20 protein-coding genes are annotated in these 17,886 nt (G+C 53.4%); 13 read left to right on the top strand and 7 right to left on the bottom strand.

Annotated features, from left to right (window positions below):
- The first annotated feature begins 18 nt into the window (after positions 1 to 18).
- Positions 19 to 894 carry a 23S rRNA pseudouridine(2605) synthase RluB gene (rluB, locus tag ACOTZD_RS00290; RefSeq protein ID WP_003856794.1) on the top strand — a complete coding sequence of 292 codons (876 nt, stop codon included), beginning with the start codon at positions 19 to 21 and terminating at the stop codon, positions 892 to 894.
- Positions 895 to 930: 36 nt separating this feature from the next.
- Here rluB and cobO read toward each other — a convergent pair whose 3' ends face one another.
- Entirely contained in the window at positions 931 to 1,521 is a 591-nt protein-coding gene (cobO, locus tag ACOTZD_RS00285; protein ID WP_023314251.1) for a cob(I)yrinic acid a,c-diamide adenosyltransferase, read from the bottom strand.
- Positions 1,518 to 2,279, bottom strand: coding sequence for a YciK family oxidoreductase (locus ACOTZD_RS00280; RefSeq protein WP_017384219.1), 762 nt, complete (start codon positions 2,277 to 2,279; stop codon positions 1,518 to 1,520). Before ACOTZD_RS00280 ends, cobO begins: the two co-directional genes overlap by 4 nt.
- A 252-nt stretch (positions 2,280 to 2,531) precedes the next feature.
- Between ACOTZD_RS00280 and sohB the strand changes: the two genes are divergently transcribed.
- Positions 2,532 to 3,578, top strand: coding sequence for a protease SohB (gene sohB, locus ACOTZD_RS00275; protein ID WP_048240659.1), 1,047 nt, complete (start codon positions 2,532 to 2,534; stop codon positions 3,576 to 3,578).
- Between the two features lie 35 nt (positions 3,579 to 3,613).
- On the opposite strand, the gene ACOTZD_RS00270 is transcribed toward sohB, so the two are convergent.
- A complete protein-coding gene (locus ACOTZD_RS00270) occupies positions 3,614 to 3,865 on the bottom strand; it encodes a YciN family protein (protein WP_003856804.1) in 252 nt (83 codons plus the stop codon).
- Positions 3,866 to 4,263: 398 nt separating this feature from the next.
- Here ACOTZD_RS00270 and topA point away from each other — a divergent pair, with 398 nt between their 5' ends.
- From topA to acnA, 6 genes are all read left to right on the top strand, one after another.
- Complete coding sequence (topA, locus tag ACOTZD_RS00265) at positions 4,264 to 6,861, top strand: type I DNA topoisomerase (protein ID WP_003856806.1); 2,598 nt, start codon at positions 4,264 to 4,266, stop codon at positions 6,859 to 6,861.
- Between the two features lie 186 nt (positions 6,862 to 7,047).
- Positions 7,048 to 8,022: an HTH-type transcriptional regulator CysB gene (cysB, locus tag ACOTZD_RS00260; RefSeq protein WP_033486857.1), complete on the top strand. Its 975-nt coding sequence runs from the start codon at positions 7,048 to 7,050 to the stop codon at positions 8,020 to 8,022.
- Positions 8,023 to 8,358: 336 nt separating this feature from the next.
- Complete coding sequence (locus ACOTZD_RS00255) at positions 8,359 to 8,499, top strand: YmiA family putative membrane protein (protein ID WP_213083754.1); 141 nt, start codon at positions 8,359 to 8,361, stop codon at positions 8,497 to 8,499.
- 8 nt (positions 8,500 to 8,507) lie between these two features.
- Positions 8,508 to 8,672, top strand: a complete 165-nt coding sequence (locus tag ACOTZD_RS00250; RefSeq protein ID WP_162183706.1) for a hypothetical protein — start codon at positions 8,508 to 8,510, stop codon at positions 8,670 to 8,672.
- 137 nt (positions 8,673 to 8,809) lie between these two features.
- Positions 8,810 to 8,908: a small membrane protein YmiC gene (gene ymiC / locus ACOTZD_RS00245; RefSeq protein ID WP_032103392.1), complete on the top strand. Its 99-nt coding sequence runs from the start codon at positions 8,810 to 8,812 to the stop codon at positions 8,906 to 8,908.
- 165 nt (positions 8,909 to 9,073) lie between these two features.
- Positions 9,074 to 11,749, top strand: coding sequence for an aconitate hydratase AcnA (acnA, locus tag ACOTZD_RS00240; protein ID WP_022651350.1), 2,676 nt, complete (start codon positions 9,074 to 9,076; stop codon positions 11,747 to 11,749).
- A gap of 36 nt (positions 11,750 to 11,785) precedes the next feature.
- Here the strand turns inward: acnA and ribA are convergent, their stop codons facing one another.
- Positions 11,786 to 12,376, bottom strand: a complete 591-nt coding sequence (gene ribA, locus ACOTZD_RS00235; RefSeq protein ID WP_003856813.1) for a GTP cyclohydrolase II — start codon at positions 12,374 to 12,376, stop codon at positions 11,786 to 11,788.
- A 197-nt stretch (positions 12,377 to 12,573) separates the two neighbouring features.
- Between ribA and pgpB the strand changes: the two genes are divergently transcribed.
- From pgpB to yciH, 5 genes are all read left to right on the top strand, one after another.
- Entirely contained in the window at positions 12,574 to 13,341 is a 768-nt protein-coding gene (gene pgpB, locus ACOTZD_RS00230) for a phosphatidylglycerophosphatase B (RefSeq protein ID WP_003856815.1), read from the top strand.
- 148 nt (positions 13,342 to 13,489) lie between these two features.
- Complete coding sequence (locus ACOTZD_RS00225; protein ID WP_003856817.1) at positions 13,490 to 13,798, top strand: LapA family protein; 309 nt, start codon at positions 13,490 to 13,492, stop codon at positions 13,796 to 13,798.
- A 6-nt stretch (positions 13,799 to 13,804) separates the two neighbouring features.
- Positions 13,805 to 14,974, top strand: a complete 1,170-nt coding sequence (gene lapB / locus ACOTZD_RS00220) for a lipopolysaccharide assembly protein LapB (RefSeq protein ID WP_003856819.1) — start codon at positions 13,805 to 13,807, stop codon at positions 14,972 to 14,974.
- A 184-nt stretch (positions 14,975 to 15,158) separates the two neighbouring features.
- Positions 15,159 to 15,896, top strand: coding sequence for an orotidine-5'-phosphate decarboxylase (pyrF, locus tag ACOTZD_RS00215; RefSeq protein ID WP_003856820.1), 738 nt, complete (start codon positions 15,159 to 15,161; stop codon positions 15,894 to 15,896).
- Positions 15,896 to 16,222 (top strand): stress response translation initiation inhibitor YciH, encoded by a 327-nt coding sequence (yciH, locus tag ACOTZD_RS00210; RefSeq protein WP_003856822.1) that lies wholly within the window; start codon positions 15,896 to 15,898, stop codon positions 16,220 to 16,222. Before pyrF ends, yciH begins: the two co-directional genes overlap by 1 nt.
- A gap of 104 nt (positions 16,223 to 16,326) precedes the next feature.
- Here the strand turns inward: yciH and osmB are convergent, their stop codons facing one another.
- From osmB to ACOTZD_RS00195, 3 genes are all read right to left on the bottom strand, one after another.
- Positions 16,327 to 16,545, bottom strand: coding sequence for an osmotically-inducible lipoprotein OsmB (gene osmB / locus ACOTZD_RS00205; RefSeq protein ID WP_003856823.1), 219 nt, complete (start codon positions 16,543 to 16,545; stop codon positions 16,327 to 16,329).
- Positions 16,546 to 16,807: 262 nt separating this feature from the next.
- Positions 16,808 to 17,560, bottom strand: coding sequence for a DNA-binding transcriptional regulator YciT (locus ACOTZD_RS00200; RefSeq protein ID WP_032609351.1), 753 nt, complete (start codon positions 17,558 to 17,560; stop codon positions 16,808 to 16,810).
- Positions 17,561 to 17,597: 37 nt separating this feature from the next.
- Positions 17,598 to 17,780, bottom strand: coding sequence for a hypothetical protein (locus ACOTZD_RS00195; RefSeq protein ID WP_003856825.1), 183 nt, complete (start codon positions 17,778 to 17,780; stop codon positions 17,598 to 17,600).
- Between the last annotated feature and the right edge of the window lie 106 nt (positions 17,781 to 17,886).

Here is a 17,886-nt window from a genome sequence, read left to right as displayed (position 1 = left end):
GACACCTGAGGAAGCTCAATGAGCGAGAAGTTACAGAAAGTGCTGGCGCGTGCCGGCCACGGTTCGCGCCGTGAAATCGAAGCCATTATTGAAGCAGGCCGCGTGAGTGTGGACGGTAAAATCGCCACGCTCGGTGACCGCGTTGAAATCGTACCGGGGCTGAAGATCCGCATTGACGGCCATCTTATCTCCGTGAAAGAGTCTGCTGAACAGATCTGCCGCGTGCTGGCTTACTACAAGCCGGAAGGCGAACTGTGTACCCGCAACGATCCGGAAGGTCGCCCGACGGTGTTTGACCGTCTGCCAAAACTGCGTGGCGCCCGCTGGATTGCCGTAGGACGTCTGGACGTGAACACCTGCGGCCTGCTGCTGTTCACCACCGATGGTGAACTGGCAAACCGTCTGATGCACCCGAGTCGTGAAGTGGAACGTGAATACGCCGTTCGTGTTTTCGGCCAAGTTGATGAAAACAAACTGCGCGACCTGTCGCGTGGCGTTCAACTGGAGGACGGCCCAGCGGCGTTCAAAACCATCAAGTTTACCGGTGGTGAAGGCATTAACCAGTGGTACAACGTTACCCTGACAGAGGGACGTAACCGCGAGGTGCGTCGTCTGTGGGAAGCGGTCGGTGTCCAGGTGAGCCGTTTGATTCGCGTCCGCTATGGCGACATTCTGCTGCCGAAAGGCCTGCCACGTGGCGGCTATACCGAACTGGATCTGACGCAAACCAACTACCTGCGCGATCTGGTTGGCCTGACGCCAGAAACCACGTCGAAAGTAGCGGTAGAGAAAGATCGTCGTCGCATGAAGGCGAATCAGATCCGCCGTGCGGTGAAGCGTCACAGCCAGGTTAGCAGCAATCGCCGCTCTGGCAGCCGTAATAACAACGGTTAATCGAAAAGCCCGGTGAATATACCGGGCTTTTTTTCTTCAGTAATCTATCCCCATTTGCGCTTTGATACCCGCATCGAACGCATGCTTAACCGGACGCAGCTCGCTGACGGTATCGGCCAGCTCCAGAATATCCCGATGACACCCGCGCCCCGTGACGATAACCGTCTGATGCGCTGGGCGGTTTTTCAGGGCAGCCAGCACGGCCTCCAGAGGCAGGTAGTCATAAGCCACCATATAGGTGATCTCATCCAGCAACACCATGTTCAGCGACGGGTCTGAAAGCATTCTTTTGGCATGCTCCCAGACGGCGAGGCAGGCTGCGGTATCGGTTTCCCGGTTCTGGGTATCCCAGGTAAAACCGGTCGCCATCACCTGAAACTCAACGCCATGCGGCTCGAGCAGATTACGCTCGCCGTTGGGCCATTCACCCTTGATAAACTGGATCACGCCCACTTTCTGCCCATGTCCGACTGCGCGGGTGGCGGTACCAAATGCGGCGGTGGTTTTTCCTTTACCGTTGCCGGTGAACACGATGAGGATCCCGCGCTCGTCCTGAGCGGCTGCCACGCGTGCATCAACCTGTTCTTTCAGACGCTGCTGGCGCTGCTGATGACGATCTTCACTCATTGCGATATCCCCGGTTTGCGGCCTGGCTGGGCATCGAAGGTCATTCCGGTTTTACGACGGCTGTCGTCACCCATCAGCCACAGGTAAAGAGGCATAATATCGGCCGGGGTTTTAAGCTTTTGCGGATCTTCTGTCGGGAAGGCGCTGGCACGCATTTTGGTGCGTGTACCGCCCGGGTTAATACAGTTAACCCGCAGGTGGCGGCTTTGGTACTCTTCGGCCAGCACCTGCATCATTCCTTCGGTGGCAAATTTTGAGACGGCGTAAGCCCCCCAGTTCGCACGCCCCTGACGCCCCACGCTGGAGGAGGTAAAGACCAGCGAGCCGGAATCGGAGTTGAGTAATAAAGGAAGCAAGGCCTGGGTCAGGAAGAACGTCCCGTTGACGTTAACCTGCATCACCTGCTGCCAAATCTCCGGATCCTGTTCATCCATCGGGCGCACTTCGCCCAGTAACCCCGCGTTGTGCAGTACGCCATCCAGACGCGGATAATGCGTGCTGATACGCTGGGCAAGGGCCTGACATGACGCTGGCGTACAGGTCAGCAGATCGAGCGTATACCAGGGCGTGGGGGTACCGCCGGCGTTTTCGATTTCACGGGCGACGGCCTTGAGCTTTTCTTCATTACGTCCCAGCAGAATAAGGCTCGCACCGTATTCAGAATAGGTCAGCGCCGCTTCGCGACCAATCCCGTCGCTGGCACCGGTAACCAGAATGATGCGGTTCTGTAGAAGGTTTTTTTGTGGCTGATAATGCACGGTGGCTCCTCAGGCGCATTGGGCGTGACTTGCACCTTTATTTATGACTTTTCGGCTTTATGCCCGAAACAGCGTCAGAATTCAATCAGTCTACAGGACAGATCGCTGGGAAATTAACAATTTGCAAAGATTTAAACCAGAAACGGGGGATTCCTGAAGCCGCCTCGCAGAGGTAATGTCCAGAGCGAGACGCCTGCGCAGGGCTGTTGTACACTGGCGTGAAAGATTCGTGGTTAAATCAAGGTGGAACGCGTGGAATTACTTTCTCAGTATGGGTTGTTTTTGGCCAAAATCGCGACGGTGGTTATAGCTGTCGCGGTGATTGCCGTCCTGATTGTCAACCTGACGCAGCGTAAGCGTCAGCGTGGTGAGTTACGCATTACCCGCCTGAGCGAACAGTATAAAGAGATGCAGGAGGAGATGTCTCTGGCGCTGCTTGACGATCATCAACAGAAGCTGTGGCTAAAAGCCCAGAAGAAAAAACATAAGCAGGACGCCAAAGCTGCGAAGGCGAAAGCTAAACTCGCCACGCCACAGGCTGACGCAAAACCGCGCGTCTATGTGCTCGATTTTAAAGGTAGCATGGATGCGCATGAAGTCTCCTCACTGCGTGAAGAAGTGACGGCGGTGCTGGCCGTGGCGACAGTCCAGGATCAGGTGGTGGTACGCCTTGAAAGCCCGGGTGGCGTAGTGCATGGGTATGGACTGGCGGCTTCGCAGTTACAACGTCTGCGGGATAAACAGATCCCGCTCACCGTAGCGGTAGATAAGGTCGCGGCGAGTGGCGGCTATATGATGGCGTGCGTGGCGGATAAAATCGTCGCGGCACCGTTCTCCATTATCGGCTCGATTGGGGTAGTCGCGCAGATCCCTAACTTCAATCGTTTCCTGAAAAATAAAGAGATCGACATTGAACTGCATACGGCGGGCCAGTACAAACGTACGCTGACGCTGCTCGGCGAAAATACCGAAGAGGGACGGCAGAAATTCCGGGAAGATCTGAACGAAACCCACCATCTGTTCAAAGATTTCGTGCACCGCATGCGCCCAACGCTGGACATTGAGCAGGTGGCTACGGGCGAACACTGGTACGGCACGCAGGCGCAGGAGAAAGGGCTGGTGGATGAAGTGGGTACCAGCGACGACCTCCTGCTCAACCTGATGGAAGGCCGTGAGCTGGTGGGGGTGCGCTTCACCCGACGTAAGCGCCTGCTCGACCGTTTTACCAATAGCGCGGCAGAAAGCGCGGATCGCCTGCTGCTACGCTGGTTGCAGCGCGGACAAAAGCCGCTGCTGTAAAGAAAAACGCGAGGCAGATGCCTCGCGTTTTCGTTTTAATCGACCAGGTGGTACTTCTCTGAGAGGGTATGCGCCAGGTATTTAAACATGTTAAATACGGCGGTGCTTTTTGGGGTGGGTAATCCTTGTTCATCAAGGAAGTATTCACCGCTGAACACCAGCACGCCATTACGTTGTTCCACGCCAGTCGCTTCAATCCCCGCCAGGGTGTCTTCATGGTCGCGAATGAGTTTGTTTGCTTCGATAAGCAGTGAAGCTCGGTCAATGGGTTGGGTCGTATTCTGCATATTCCACTCCTTAAACAGTGACAATAGTCTACGCCTGGGTCGCTTCGGGGGCAAATTTTCCCTGTTATCCGAGGGGATAAGGAACAGGGGCTGGCTGGCGGGATTTGCTTTTGCATGCTAATAAAGTTGCGTAACGAATTTTATCAGGTACAGTGTGCGCTTTCGTCATTCTGGCAACAGAATTGCTTGACATTCGACCGGGAATTCGTCACGAATGAACTTTGATGTGAGAAAAATACCCGAAAACTCAATGACCTGGATGTCGCCATTCTGACGTTCGGTAACACATAGGGGTTGATATCCCCTGACGACGTCGCAATATCAATGGCTCGTCGTCAGCGGAAGGGAAATCAACGTGCGGCGTATTCCTGGAAGAATTAAATTAGGTAAAGGTGAATATGGGTAAAGCTCTCGTCATCGTTGAGTCCCCGGCAAAAGCCAAAACGATCAATAAATATCTGGGCAATGACTACGTGGTTAAGTCCAGCGTTGGTCACATTCGCGACTTGCCGACCAGTGGCTCAGCCAGCAAAAAGAGCGCAGACTCTACCTCCACCAAAGGGGCTAAAAAGCCTAAAAAGGATGAACGTAGCGCGCTTGTCAACCGCATGGGTGTTAACCCATGGCACAACTGGGATGCACATTACGAAGTGCTGCCAGGCAAAGAAAAAGTCGTTAACGAGCTGAAACAGCTTGCTGAAAAAGCAGACCACATTTATCTCGCAACCGACCTTGACCGCGAAGGGGAGGCCATCGCATGGCACCTGCGGGAAGTGATCGGGGGTGATGACAAACGCTACAGCCGTGTAGTGTTCAACGAAATTACAAAGAATGCGATTCGTCAGGCGTTTGAAAAGCCGGGTGAACTGAATATCGACCGTGTTAACGCTCAGCAGGCGCGTCGCTTTATGGACCGCGTTGTTGGCTACATGGTCTCGCCGTTGCTGTGGAAAAAGGTCGCTCGCGGCCTGTCTGCGGGGCGTGTGCAGTCTGTTGCTGTTCGTCTTGTTGTTGAGCGTGAACGCGAGATCAAAGCGTTCGTCCCGGAAGAGTTCTGGGAAGTGGATGCGAATGTCACCACGCCGGGCGGCGATGCGCTGCCGTTGCAGGTGAGCCACCACAACGACAAACCGTTCCGACCTGAAAATCGCGATCAGACCATGGCCGCCGTGGCGCTGCTGGAAAAAGCGCGTTATCAGGTTCTGGATCGTGAAGACAAACCGACCAGCAGCAAGCCTGGCGCACCGTTTATCACGTCAACGCTTCAGCAGGCGGCGAGTACGCGTCTGGGTTACGGCGTGAAGAAAACCATGATGATGGCCCAGCGTTTGTATGAAGCGGGTTACATCACCTACATGCGTACTGACTCCACCAACCTGAGCCAGGACGCTGTCAACATGGTGCGCGGCTATATCGAGGACAACTTCGGTAAGAAATATCTGCCGGACAGTCCTAATCAGTACGCCAGCAAAGAGAATTCTCAGGAAGCGCACGAAGCGATTCGACCTTCTGACGTTTCGGTTCTGGCAGAATCGCTGAAAGATATGGAAGCGGACGCCCAGAAGCTGTATCAGCTGATCTGGCGCCAGTTCGTAGCCTGCCAGATGACGCCAGCGAAATACGACTCCACCACGCTGACCGTCGGCGCGGGTGATTTCCGCCTGAAAGCGCGCGGCCGTATTCTGCGCTTCGACGGCTGGACAAAAGTGATGCCTGCGCTGCGTAAAGGTGATGAAGACAGAACGCTGCCTTCAGTCAACAAAGGTGACGAGCTGTCGCTGGTTGATCTGGTCCCGGCTCAGCACTTCACCAAGCCACCTGCGCGCTTTAGCGAAGCATCGCTGGTAAAAGAGCTGGAAAAACGCGGCATCGGTCGCCCGTCCACCTATGCGTCAATCATTTCGACCATTCAGGATCGTGGATACGTTCGCGTTGAGAACCGTCGTTTCTATGCTGAAAAAATGGGGGAGATTGTCACCGACCGTCTGGAAGCGAACTTCCGCGAGTTGATGAACTATGACTTCACCGCGCAGATGGAAGACAGCCTTGATGAGGTTGCCAGCCATAAGGCAGAGTGGAAGAAAGTTCTCGACAGCTTCTTCAGCGATTTTACCAATCAGCTTGAGAAAGCCGAGAAAGATCCTGAAGAGGGCGGCATGCTGCCGAACCAGATGGTACTGACGAGCATCGACTGCCCAACCTGTGGCCGTAAAATGGGGATCCGTACCGCGACCACGGGCGTGTTCCTCGGTTGCTCTGGTTATGCGCTGTCGCCGAAAGAGCGTTGCAAAACCACCATCAACCTCGTGCCGGAGAACGAAGTTCTCAACGTGCTGGAAGGGGACGATGCGGAGACTAACGCACTGCGCGCCAAACGCCGCTGTAAGAAATGCGGCACGGCGATGGACAGCTACCTGATCGATCCAAAACGCAAACTGCACGTTTGTGGCAATAACCCGACCTGCGATGGTTATGAGATCGAAGAAGGTGAGTTCCGCATTAAGGGCTATGACGGTCCGATCGTTGAGTGTGAGAAATGTGGTTCCGAAATGCACCTGAAAATGGGACGCTTCGGTAAGTACATGGCATGCACCAACGACGACTGTAAAAACACGCGTAAGATCCTGCGTAACGGTGAAGTTGCGCCGCCGAAGGAAGATCCGGTTCCGCTTCCTGAGCTGCCGTGCGAGAAGTCAGACGCGTATTTCGTGCTACGTGACGGCGCTGCCGGGGTATTCCTGGCGGCCAACACCTTCCCGAAATCGCGCGAAACCCGTGCGCCGCTGGTAGAAGAGTTGTACCGCTTCCGTGACCGTCTGCCGGAAAAACTGCGTTACCTGGCCGATGCGCCACAGCAGGATCCGGAAGGCAACAAAACCGTGGTGCGCTTCAGCCGTAAAACGAAGCAGCAGTACGTGGCGGCAGAGAAAGAGGGCAAAGCGACCGGATGGTCAGCCTTCTTTGTCGACGGGAAATGGGTTGAAGGCAAGAAATAATCTTTCCTTACCGTAACTTACCTGTGAAAGGGCCGGACTTCCGGCCCTTTTTTATTACGTAGTTATTATTTTTTGTTCCGTACTATACAGCCTGGCTATAAATGATATAGTGGTTATAGTTAACCCGTTTTTTATTATCAAATCGTCTTAAGCGATTGACGCATGCGCTAAATCGGATGGTCTGGCATGAAATTACAGCAGCTTCGCTATATCGTTGAGGTCGTCAATCATAACCTCAATGTCTCTTCCACCGCAGAAGGTCTTTATACCTCTCAGCCCGGCATCAGCAAGCAGGTGCGTATGCTGGAGGATGAGTTAGGTATTCAGATATTTGCCCGCAGCGGTAAGCACCTCACGCAGGTCACGCCGGCTGGACAGGAAATCATACGCATCGCACGGGAAGTGCTCTCCAAAGTCGACGCCATTAAATCCGTCGCCGGGGAACATACCTGGCCCGATAAAGGTTCTCTGTATATTGCCACCACGCACACCCAGGCGCGTTATGCGCTTCCCGGGGTGATCAAAGGTTTTATCGAACGCTATCCCCGCGTTTCCCTGCATATGCATCAGGGCTCACCGACGCAAATCGCAGAGGCCGTGTCTAAAGGCAATGCAGACTTCGCTATCGCGACGGAAGCGCTCCATCTGTACGATGATCTGGTCATGCTCCCGTGCTACCACTGGAACCGCTCTATTGTTGTGACCCCGGATCACCCGCTGGCGGGGAAGGATGAAGTGACAATCGAAGAACTGGCGCAATACCCGCTGGTGACCTATACGTTCGGCTTTACGGGCCGGTCTGAACTGGACACCGCGTTTAACCGCGCCGGATTAACGCCACGGATTGTCTTTACGGCGACGGATGCGGACGTCATAAAAACGTATGTGCGTCTGGGCCTGGGCGTTGGGGTTATTGCCAGCATGGCGGTGGATCCTGTCTCAGACCCGGATCTGGTGCGTCTGGATGCGCATGATATTTTCAGCCACAGCACCACCAAGATAGGTTTTCGTCGCAGCACGTTCCTGCGCAGCTATATGTATGATTTTATTCAACGCTTCGCGCCACATTTAACGCGCGACGTGGTGGATACAGCTGTAGCGTTACGCTCCAATGAAGACATCGAAGAGATGTTTAAAGACATTAAACTTCCCGCCAAATAATCACACCCGGTATCTTTCTGGTACGGAAAGATACCGTCATTCCCCTTTAAACCTGAATTAGAATTATCATCATCTACGTCCACTGTCATATATCGTCATAACCCATTAAATGACTATGGTTTTACTGTCGCAAATTTGCGACAAAAGTAGAAACTAATTTACAGGTGTGCAAATTATTCTTTTCAATTATTTATTTCGGGTCAAAAGATTGAATTTTCCCAGGCCCAGATACGTAAATTCACTGGCTTTTCGGCTAAAGTTTCTTTAGGATTTATCTCATCAGATGATTACTTGTGCCAATTGTTTGGTCTCTAAATGATAAGCGATGTCGATTGTATGAGGTTAGCAATGCCGTCAGGAAGTGAAGAACCGCAAAGGGATCCCGCGCTTAAGCGTAAAGCCTGGCTGGCGGTCTTTCTTGGCTCTGCCCTGTTCTGGGTGGTGGTTGCTCTTCTTGTCTGGAATTACTGGGGTTGATTATGGTCATGACGGTGCGTACAGAAGCGAGAAAAGAGATGTGTCAGCTTCGTGACAATGCTCACAAAGCCCGTAAGGCGCCAGCAACCAGCGTGCCAGCTTCCTGGAAACTGACGCCACAGCAGCAGGCCTTTATTGATGTGTTCGCGGAAGACGAACCCAAAAAACAATAATTTTGAATTTTGCGTAATGATGCAAATAGTCTGAATAAAGACTGTGCGCTTTTGTACTCCTTAATAAATACACATCAGCAATATAGAACGAGGGCAGACCTCGCAACCTTAAATAATTAAAGTCTGGTGTCCCTATGATGAATAACATGACAACCGTAAAATACTGGTCATGGCTCGGCGTATTCTCAGCGTCGATCCTCTTCTGGTGTCAGCTCCTCTGGCTGGCCTTGCACTAAATCGTAAAACCTCGCCACGGCGGGGTTTTTTGTTTTATCCCTCGTGTTGGACCATTCCTAAATTTATCAATTTGGGTTGTTATCAAAACGTTACGACATCTTTGTGTTATCTTTAATTACAGCCCTGATGATTGTCAGGACATCCCTGTTTTTAAGGAGGAGCTTATGTCGTTAACCCTACGCGAAGCCAGTAAGGACACATTACAGGCGGAAAATAAAACCTGGCGCTACTATAGCTTACCGCTGGCTGCCAGAACGCTTGGGGACATTTCGCGGTTACCCAAGTCGTTGAAAGTCTTACTGGAAAACCTCTTGCGCTGGCAGGATGGCGACTCGGTTACCGAGGAGGATATCCAGGCTCTGGCAGGGTGGCTGAAGAATGCACATGCAGACAGAGAAATTGCCTATCGCCCGGCCAGGGTGCTGATGCAGGATTTCACCGGCGTACCAGCGGTTGTGGATTTGGCTGCCATGCGTGAAGCCGTTAAGCGTCTCGGGGGCGATACTGCTAAGGTTAACCCCCTGTCCCCGGTAGACCTCGTCATTGACCACTCCGTCACCGTCGATCACTTTGGTGACGACGATGCTTTCGGCGAAAACGTCCGTCTGGAGATGGAACGTAACCATGAACGCTACGTATTTCTGAAATGGGGTCAGCAGGCGTTCAGCCGCTTCAGCGTTGTTCCACCGGGCACCGGCATTTGTCACCAGGTCAACCTGGAATATCTCGGCAAAGCCGTCTGGAGTGAATTGCAGGATAAAGAGTGGGTGGCTTACCCGGATACGCTGGTGGGCACCGATTCACACACAACCATGATTAACGGCCTTGGCGTTCTGGGTTGGGGCGTCGGTGGTATTGAAGCGGAAGCGGCCATGCTCGGCCAGCCGGTATCAATGCTCATTCCCGATGTGGTGGGCTTTAAGCTGACCGGTAAATTGTCCGAAGGCATCACCGCCACGGATCTGGTTCTGACGGTCACCCAGATGCTGCGTAAGCATGGTGTGGTGGGTAAATTCGTTGAATTTTATGGCGATGGTCTGGATTCCTTGCCGCTGGCGGACCGGGCCACCATCGCCAACATGGCGCCGGAATATGGCGCGACCTGCGGCTTTTTCCCGATTGATAGCGTTACGCTGGAGTATATGCGCCTCAGTGGTCGCAGCGAGGAGCAGGTGGCTCTCGTTGAGGCCTACACCAAAGCGCAGGGCATGTGGCGTAACCCGGGTGACGAGCCGGTATTTACCAGTACGCTGGAACTGGATATGGGCACCGTTGAGGCAAGCCTCGCAGGGCCAAAACGTCCGCAGGACCGCGTCGCCCTGAGCAACGTTCCCAAAGCCTTTGCCGCCAGCAATGAGCTGGAGGTTAACGCCGCGCAAAAAGATCACCGTCCGGTGGACTATGTTCTGAACGGGCATCAGTATCAGCTTCCTGACGGCGCCGTGGTGATCGCCGCTATCACTTCCTGTACCAACACGTCCAACCCGAGTGTGTTAATGGCTGCCGGGCTGCTGGCAAAAAAAGCGGTAGAACTGGGGCTCAAGCCACAGCCATGGGTTAAAGCCTCTCTGGCGCCTGGTTCGAAAGTGGTTTCCGATTATCTGGCGCAGGCCAGACTCACGCCTTACCTCGACGAGCTGGGCTTCAACCTGGTGGGCTACGGCTGTACGACCTGTATCGGTAACTCTGGTCCACTGCCTGAGCCTATTGAAGTGGCGATCAGGCAGGGTGATTTGACCGTTGGCGCGGTACTTTCTGGTAACCGAAACTTTGAAGGGCGTATTCATCCGCTGGTGAAAACCAACTGGCTGGCCTCGCCGCCGCTGGTTGTAGCCTATGCGCTGGCCGGAAACATGAACATTAACCTGGCGACCGATCCGATTGGTCACGATCGCAAAAATGAACCGGTCTATCTGAAAGACATCTGGCCATCATCGCGTGAAATTGCGCGCGCGGTAGAGAAAGTTTCCACCGAGATGTTCCGCAAAGAGTATGCGGAAGTGTTCGAAGGCACAGCGGAATGGAAAGCGATCGACGTGGTGGGTTCCGATACCTATGACTGGCAGGATGATTCCACCTATATTCGCCTGTCGCCATTCTTCGACGAAATGCTGGCGGAGCCTGCACCGCTGAAAGATATTCACGGCGCGCGGATCCTGGCGATGCTGGGCGATTCCGTCACCACCGACCATATCTCTCCGGCGGGGAGCATCAAGGCGGACAGTCCGGCAGGTCGGTATCTGCAAAGCCGTGGCGTGGAACGTCGCGATTTCAACTCCTACGGTTCGCGCCGTGGTAACCACGAAGTGATGATGCGCGGGACCTTTGCCAACATCCGCATTCGCAATGAAATGGTTCCGGGCGTGGAAGGGGGCATGACGCGCCACCTGCCGGATACAGAGGTCATTTCAATTTATGACGCAGCCATGAAGTATCAGCAGGAGGGGACGCCGCTGGCCGTTATTGCCGGTAAAGAGTACGGCTCCGGTTCCAGTCGCGACTGGGCGGCAAAAGGTCCGCGTCTGCTCGGGGTTCGCGTGGTGATTGCCGAATCCTTTGAACGTATCCACCGCTCAAACCTGATCGGCATGGGGATCTTGCCGCTGGAGTTCCCGCAGGGCGTGACGCGTAAAACGCTGGGTCTGACCGGGGAAGAGCAGATTGATATCAGCGGTCTGCAAAATCTGCAACCGGGTAAAACCGTTCCGGTGAAATTAACGCGCGCAGATGGTACGACAGAAGTGCTGGATTGCCGGTGTCGTATTGATACGGCAACAGAGCTGACCTATTACCAGAACGACGGCATTTTACATTATGTAATTCGTAAGATGCTGGACTGATAAAATCGCCCGGCACATGTGCCGGGCGTTTTGCGTTTACTCGCTCAGCAGATGCCCCATTTTGGCGGCTTTAGTATCGAGGTAGTGCGCGTTTTTCGGGTTGCGGCCGACAATCAGCGGCACGCGTTCCACGATATTGATGCCCGCTTCAGTGAGGATTTCCACTTTCTTCGGGTTATTGGTCAACAGACGCACTTCGTCCACGCCCAGCAGCTTGAACATATCTGCGCACAGGGTGAAATCGCGCTCGTCAGCAGCAAAGCCGAGCTGATGGTTCGCTTCGACGGTATCGTAGCCCTGATCCTGCAACGCGTAGGCGCGGATTTTATTCAGCAGGCCAATATTGCGTCCTTCCTGACGGTGATACAGCAGAACGCCACGTCCTTCCTCTGCGATATGAGAAAGGGCGGCTTCAAGCTGGAAACCGCAGTCGCACCGCAGGCTGAACAGCGCGTCACCGGTCAGACACTCTGAATGAACGCGGGACAGCACCGGCGTTTGCCCCGAAATGTCGCCGAATACCAGGGCGACGTGATCTTGCCCGGTTGCCAGTTCTTCAAAACCCACCATCAGGAAATCGCCCCATGGGGTTGGCAGTTTGGCTTCTGCCACACGTTTAAGCTGCATGTGATTCTCCAGACCAGGCTGACACGTTTCGTGCCTTTGCCCCATTATGCTTTCTGTATTGGACTATTTTGCCACAAGCCCGGCAACTTCACCTAATCACCACCACGCTTTACAAACGTTAAACGCACAATCCGACATATCCACCTGAATGAAGAAATTCAGTTATGATTGTGGTGCTTAGTGAAAAAGGAGAGGACATGCTTTCGATTGCCAGACGAACGGCCGCAGGTGCCGCCGTATTGCTCGTTATACCCCTGGTCGTTTGGTTCTCCGGCTGGATGTGGCAGCCCGGACAAAACGAGACGTGGCTGAAAGCCCTATACTGGATAACCGAGACGGTCACCCAGCCGTGGGGGATTATTACACACGTGCTGCTCTGTGGCTGGTTCCTGTGGTGCCTGCGCTTTCGCCTTCGTGCGGCGCTGGTACTGTTTGCCATTCTCGGCGGGGCCATACTCATCGGGCAGGGGGTGAAGTCGTGGGTGAAAGATCGCGTGCAGGAACCCCGTCCTTTCGTCGTCTGGCTGGAAAAAACGCACCATGTTCCGGTGGATGAGTTCTACAATTTAAAGCGTAAAGATCGCGGTGCGCTGGTAAAGGAGCAACTTGCGGAACAGCAGGATATCCCGACCTTTTTACGCAAACACTGGCAAAAAGAGACCGGCTTTGCGTTTCCTTCCGGGCATACGATGTTTGCTGCCAGCTGGGCGCTACTTGGCGTAGGACTGCTGTGGCCGCGTCGGCGTACCCTCACGATTGCGATTTTGCTGGTCTGGGCGACAGGCGTAATGGGCAGCCGGATGCTGCTGGGGATGCACTGGCCGCGTGATTTGGTGGTGGCAACGCTGATCTCGTGGGTACTGGTGACGCTGGCGACCTGGCTTGCACAACGTTTTTGTGGACCCCTGACGCCGCCGCCGGAAGAGAAGGAAGAAATAGCCGAAAGGGAGTCTGGCGGAACCTGAAGGTTGATATTCCGCATTTTGACCATAAATCCATGTAGGGCGCATTACTTTTTCCATTTCGCGCCCGCCACTAAAATGGTAGCTTATAAGGCTGATTGCAGTGAGTTGAACACGCTTTATACGCTCGAACCACATAACGGGAAGTCATGTGAAATATTTACTCATTTTCTTACTGGTGTTGGCGATTTTTGTCATTTCAGTCACATTGGGCGCGCAAAACGATCAACAGGTAAGTTTCAACTATCTGCTGGCGCAGGGCGAGTACCGGGTGTCGAGCCTGCTGGCTGTGTTATTCGCGGCGGGGTTTGTCATCGGCTGGCTTGTATGCGGCCTGTTCTGGCTTAAGGTTCGTGTTTCTCTTGTTCGCGCTGAACGTAAAATTAAACGACTTGAACATCAACTTACGCCTGCGTCTGACATTCCGGCGAGCTCTGGTGTGCCGGTAGTCAAGGAATAATCGAATATGCTGGAGTTGTTGTTTCTGCTTTTGCCTGTCGCCGCAGCCTATGGCTGGTATATGGGCCGCAGAAGCGCGCAACAAACAAAACAGGATGAAGCAAACCGACTCTCCCGTGACTACGTAGCGGGGGTGAACTTCCTGCTGAGCAATCAGCAGGATAAAGCGGTGGATCTGTTCCTCGATATGCTTAAAGAGGATACCGGCACCGTTGAGGCGCATCTCACCCTGGGAAACCTGTTCCGCTCGCGCGGAGAGGTTGACCGTGCCATTCGTATCCACCAGACCTTGATGGAAAGCGCTTCGTTGACCTATGAGCAACGGTTGCTGGCCGTGCAGCAGCTTGGGCGGGATTACATGGCCGCGGGGCTTTACGATCGCGCCGAGGATATGTTCTCTCAGCTGGTGGATGAGACGGACTTCCGTATCGGTGCGCTTCAGCAGCTTCTGCAAATCTATCAGGCCACCAGCGACTGGCAAAAAGCGATTGATACCGCTGAACGGCTGGTCAAACTCGGCAAAGACAAACAGCGCGTCGAAATTGCCCACTTCTATTGCGAGCTGGCTCTCCAGCAGATGGGTAGCGATGACATGGATAAAGCCATGGCACTGTTAAAGAAAGGCGCAGCGGCCGATCGCAACAGCGCGCGCATCTCGATCATGATGGGGCGGGTCTTTATGGCTAACGGTGATTACGCCAAAGCCGTGGAGAGCCTGCTTCGCGTTATCGATCAGGACAAAGAGCTGGTCAGCGAAACGTTGGAAATGCTGCAAACCTGCTATCAGCAGCTCGGTAAGCAGGACGAGTGGGTTGCGTTTCTGCGTCGCTGTGTTGAAGAGAATACAGGTGCCACAGCCGAGCTGATGCTGTCAGATGTCGTCGAAGAGCATGAAGGGAGCGATACCGCCCAGGTATACATTACCCGTCAGTTGCAGCGTCATCCTACCATGCGTGTCTTCCATAAGCTGATGGATTACCACCTTAATGACGCAGAAGAAGGGCGCGCTAAAGAGAGCCTGATGGTGCTGCGAGACATGGTGGGTGAACAGGTGCGCAGCAAACCGCGCTATCGCTGCCAGAAATGCGGCTTCACCGCCTATTCGCTCTACTGGCATTGCCCTTCCTGCCGGGCGTGGTCCACCATTAAGCCAATCCGAGGTCTGGACGGACAGTAATTTTTTAAAACGCTGCACTTTAGTTACAACATACTAATGGTTACAGTAATTCCATCAGCACCGTGCGGTCTGGGGTTCAGCAGGAAAAGCATTCGATTCTGTTCATTTACCCCGAGGGCAGGTAGAATGCACGCCGTTTATCTGTTCCGCGCCGCTGCGCGCCCATAGACGAAAAGGGCTGGTCATGACGTCTGTTACATCCTCCACTTCCCGCGTAGTTACCGATTCTCCCGTAGTTGTTGCTCTGGATTACAATAACCGTGACGCCGCACTGGCCTTTGTTGATGGCATTGATCCCCGCGATTGCCGTCTGAAAGTAGGCAAAGAGATGTTTACGCTGTTCGGCCCACAAATCGTCCGCGATCTGCATCAGCGTGGTTTCGACGTTTTCCTCGACCTGAAATTCCACGACATTCCAAATACCACTGCGCACGCCGTTGCTGCGGCAGCTGAACTCGGCGTGTGGATGGTTAACGTACATGCATCGGGCGGGGCACGCATGATGACGGCTGCGCGCGAAGCGCTGGTGCCGTTTGGTAATGACGCTCCGCTTCTGATCGCCGTCACCGTGCTGACCAGTATGGATGAATCCGACCTGCGCGACCTGGGTGTGACGTTGTCACCTGCCGAACATGCAGAGCGTCTGGCGCGCCTCACGCAACAGTGTGGTCTCGATGGCGTGGTCTGTTCGGCTCAGGAGGCGGTTCGCTTCAAATCTGAGTTAGGCCGCGATTTTAAACTGGTGACGCCAGGTATTCGTCCAGCAGGCAGCGAGTCAGGGGATCAGCGACGTATCATGACGCCAGAGCAGGCGCTGAGCGCGGGTGTAGACTATATGGTGATTGGTCGCCCGGTGACGCAATCCGCTCATCCGGCAGAGACCCTGAAAGCGATTAATGCATCACTGAAAAAGGGGGCATAATGCGTGACGCCAACAGTCGTCTGGTCTATTCAACGGATACCGGGCGCATTGAAGAGCCAAAAGAGAAAGCTGAACGTCCAAAAGGCGATGGTATCGTGCGAATTCAGCGCCAGACCAGCGGCAGAAAAGGGAAAGGCGTTTGCCTTGTCACCGGCATTGACCTGGATGATGCAGACCTGGTAAAGCTCGCCGCTGAGCTTAAAAAGAAGTGCGGATGCGGTGGGGCAGTAAAAGACGGCATTATTGAGATTCAGGGCGATAAACGAGATTTAATTAAAACGCTGCTGGAAGCCAAAGGAATGAAAGTCAAACTGGCGGGCGGCTAAAATAAATGAGCCACGGACATTGCCGTGGCTCTTTTTTTTACGTGCGTAAGTCAGACCTGAAAATACTTAATATATTATTATGCCGGTGAGAGCCGTTATGGTGATTATTTGCCCACCTGGTGACCGATAATACCACCTACGGCAGCACCACCTAATGTACCCAGCGTACTACCATCCGTTAATACTGCACCACCAAGCGCACCAGCACCGGCACCAATCGCGGTGTTACGGTCACGTTTAGACCAGTTAGAGCAAGCGCTCAGGGACATTGCTACAGTGATTGCCAGAACAGCGGCGGCTAATTTTTTGCTGGTAAAGGTCATAATACTTTCTCCTGAATTATCGATTCACGGAAAGGAATGCACTTTAAGTATAGACAATATCCATACTTAAATTCTGTTCCCGTGAAAGCTGGTCGCGCAGGCGTTTCATCATCACGCAGGTGATAGTCACTTCCTGTTATATCGCTAATACTAATTTTACGTGTTTAGAACGGTTTCAACAGGTAAAAACTCTTAAAGGAAGGGTCGGAATACTCTCAGAGAAAGGTTTAAGTGCGCCCATTATTCGGGCGCAGCAGGATAATCAGGCCGTTTTTTTTACAATATCGACAGTCAGACCGTCTTGTTCTAATTGCTGGCGATATTCATCACTCAAACGCTCATCCGTGATCACACGGCTGAAGCGCGAGGCCGGCCCCATCGTATAAGGGTGTACGGCGCCAAACTTAGAGCTGTCGGTCAGCACAATCGCTTCACACTCTTTGGCGAGTACGGCGTTAACCACGTCTGAACGCATCATGTCGCGGCCGGTAAAGCCGGTGTCGGGCTGCCAGCCATCAATACCTATGAATGCCTTACTGAAGTGAACCTGCTGAACATATTGGCGCGTTAATGGCCCCACCATGCTTTCGCTTTTCTTCTGGTAAATGCCGCCCAGCAGAATCACCTCGCAGCGAGTTTCCTTCAACAGATGGGCAATATAGCTGCTTACGGTGATGATGGTAACGTCTTTTTGATCGGCAAGCGTGCGCGCCAGAAGGGCGTTACTGCTACCATTTTCAATAAAGACGGTCTCACCGTTATTCACCAGGGATGCAGCAAACTCCGCCAGCTCCCGCTTGAGCGCATAATTGTTCATCATGCGGGTTTCAACGTCGTCGCTGTCCAGTGGAACGGCATATCCGTGCGCACGCCGCAGGTAGCTCTGTTTTTCCAGAAGATTCAGATCCTGACGAATGGTGACTTCAGAAACGCCGGTGGCTTTAGCGAGATCGACCACGCTTACGCGCCCCTGATCGATCACCATCTGCAAAATGATTTGTTGTCGGGAGTTCATAGCATCCATTTAAAAGGCAAGGTCGGAAACGACGTGGTTACACTTCCCACGGGGCTTTAGGTTGAGTGGATTCTGGAGCGTTATCAGCGCCGTTCTCAGCCAGCAGTTCAGACTTGAGGATCTCAAGATTACGGATAGCAGAGTGATAATCGCCTGCGACAAGAATATCCAGCACAGTATCAATACGCTGCGCCACGGCTGTTGCATCAATGTTAGACATAAGCTCACCCTGAAGCGAAAAGTTAATATTATCAATGATGCAGAAAATTGATTCAAAAGAGAAGGTAAAAAATGCAATAACCAAAGTCCATAAATGAAAGTGATAA

Source organism: Enterobacter cloacae complex sp. SHL022, from assembly GCF_049237785.1.
GTDB lineage: Bacteria > Pseudomonadota > Gammaproteobacteria > Enterobacterales > Enterobacteriaceae > Enterobacter > Enterobacter hormaechei_C.
Note: the sequence above shows the minus strand (reverse complement) of the source record. Positions and strands in the feature narration are given on the sequence as shown.

Bases quoted from the DNA above. Each gene is read 5' to 3' on its own strand.
- ribA (WP_003856813.1), bottom strand. From the start codon at position 12,376: ATGCAGCTTAAACGTGTGGCAGAAGCCAAACTGCCAACCCCATGGGGC.
- acnA (WP_022651350.1), top strand. From the start codon at position 9,074: ATGTCGTTAACCCTACGCGAAGCCAGTAAGGACACATTACAGGCGGAA.
- ACOTZD_RS00250 (WP_162183706.1), top strand. From the start codon at position 8,508: ATGACGGTGCGTACAGAAGCGAGAAAAGAGATGTGTCAGCTTCGTGAC.
- cobO (WP_023314251.1), bottom strand. From the start codon at position 1,521: ATGAGTGAAGATCGTCATCAGCAGCGCCAGCAGCGTCTGAAAGAACAG.
- pyrF (WP_003856820.1), top strand. From the start codon at position 15,159: ATGACGTCTGTTACATCCTCCACTTCCCGCGTAGTTACCGATTCTCCC.
- ymiC (WP_032103392.1), top strand. From the start codon at position 8,810: ATGAATAACATGACAACCGTAAAATACTGGTCATGGCTCGGCGTATTC.
- ACOTZD_RS00195 (WP_003856825.1), bottom strand. From the start codon at position 17,780: ATGTCTAACATTGATGCAACAGCCGTGGCGCAGCGTATTGATACTGTG.
- rluB (WP_003856794.1), top strand. From the start codon at position 19: ATGAGCGAGAAGTTACAGAAAGTGCTGGCGCGTGCCGGCCACGGTTCG.
- yciH (WP_003856822.1), top strand. From the start codon at position 15,896: ATGCGTGACGCCAACAGTCGTCTGGTCTATTCAACGGATACCGGGCGC.
- pgpB (WP_003856815.1), top strand. From the start codon at position 12,574: ATGCTTTCGATTGCCAGACGAACGGCCGCAGGTGCCGCCGTATTGCTC.
- ACOTZD_RS00200 (WP_032609351.1), bottom strand. From the start codon at position 17,560: ATGAACTCCCGACAACAAATCATTTTGCAGATGGTGATCGATCAGGGG.
- lapB (WP_003856819.1), top strand. From the start codon at position 13,805: ATGCTGGAGTTGTTGTTTCTGCTTTTGCCTGTCGCCGCAGCCTATGGC.
- osmB (WP_003856823.1), bottom strand. From the start codon at position 16,545: ATGACCTTTACCAGCAAAAAATTAGCCGCCGCTGTTCTGGCAATCACT.
- ACOTZD_RS00255 (WP_213083754.1), top strand. From the start codon at position 8,359: ATGAGGTTAGCAATGCCGTCAGGAAGTGAAGAACCGCAAAGGGATCCC.
- cysB (WP_033486857.1), top strand. From the start codon at position 7,048: ATGAAATTACAGCAGCTTCGCTATATCGTTGAGGTCGTCAATCATAAC.
- ACOTZD_RS00270 (WP_003856804.1), bottom strand. From the start codon at position 3,865: ATGCAGAATACGACCCAACCCATTGACCGAGCTTCACTGCTTATCGAA.
- topA (WP_003856806.1), top strand. From the start codon at position 4,264: ATGGGTAAAGCTCTCGTCATCGTTGAGTCCCCGGCAAAAGCCAAAACG.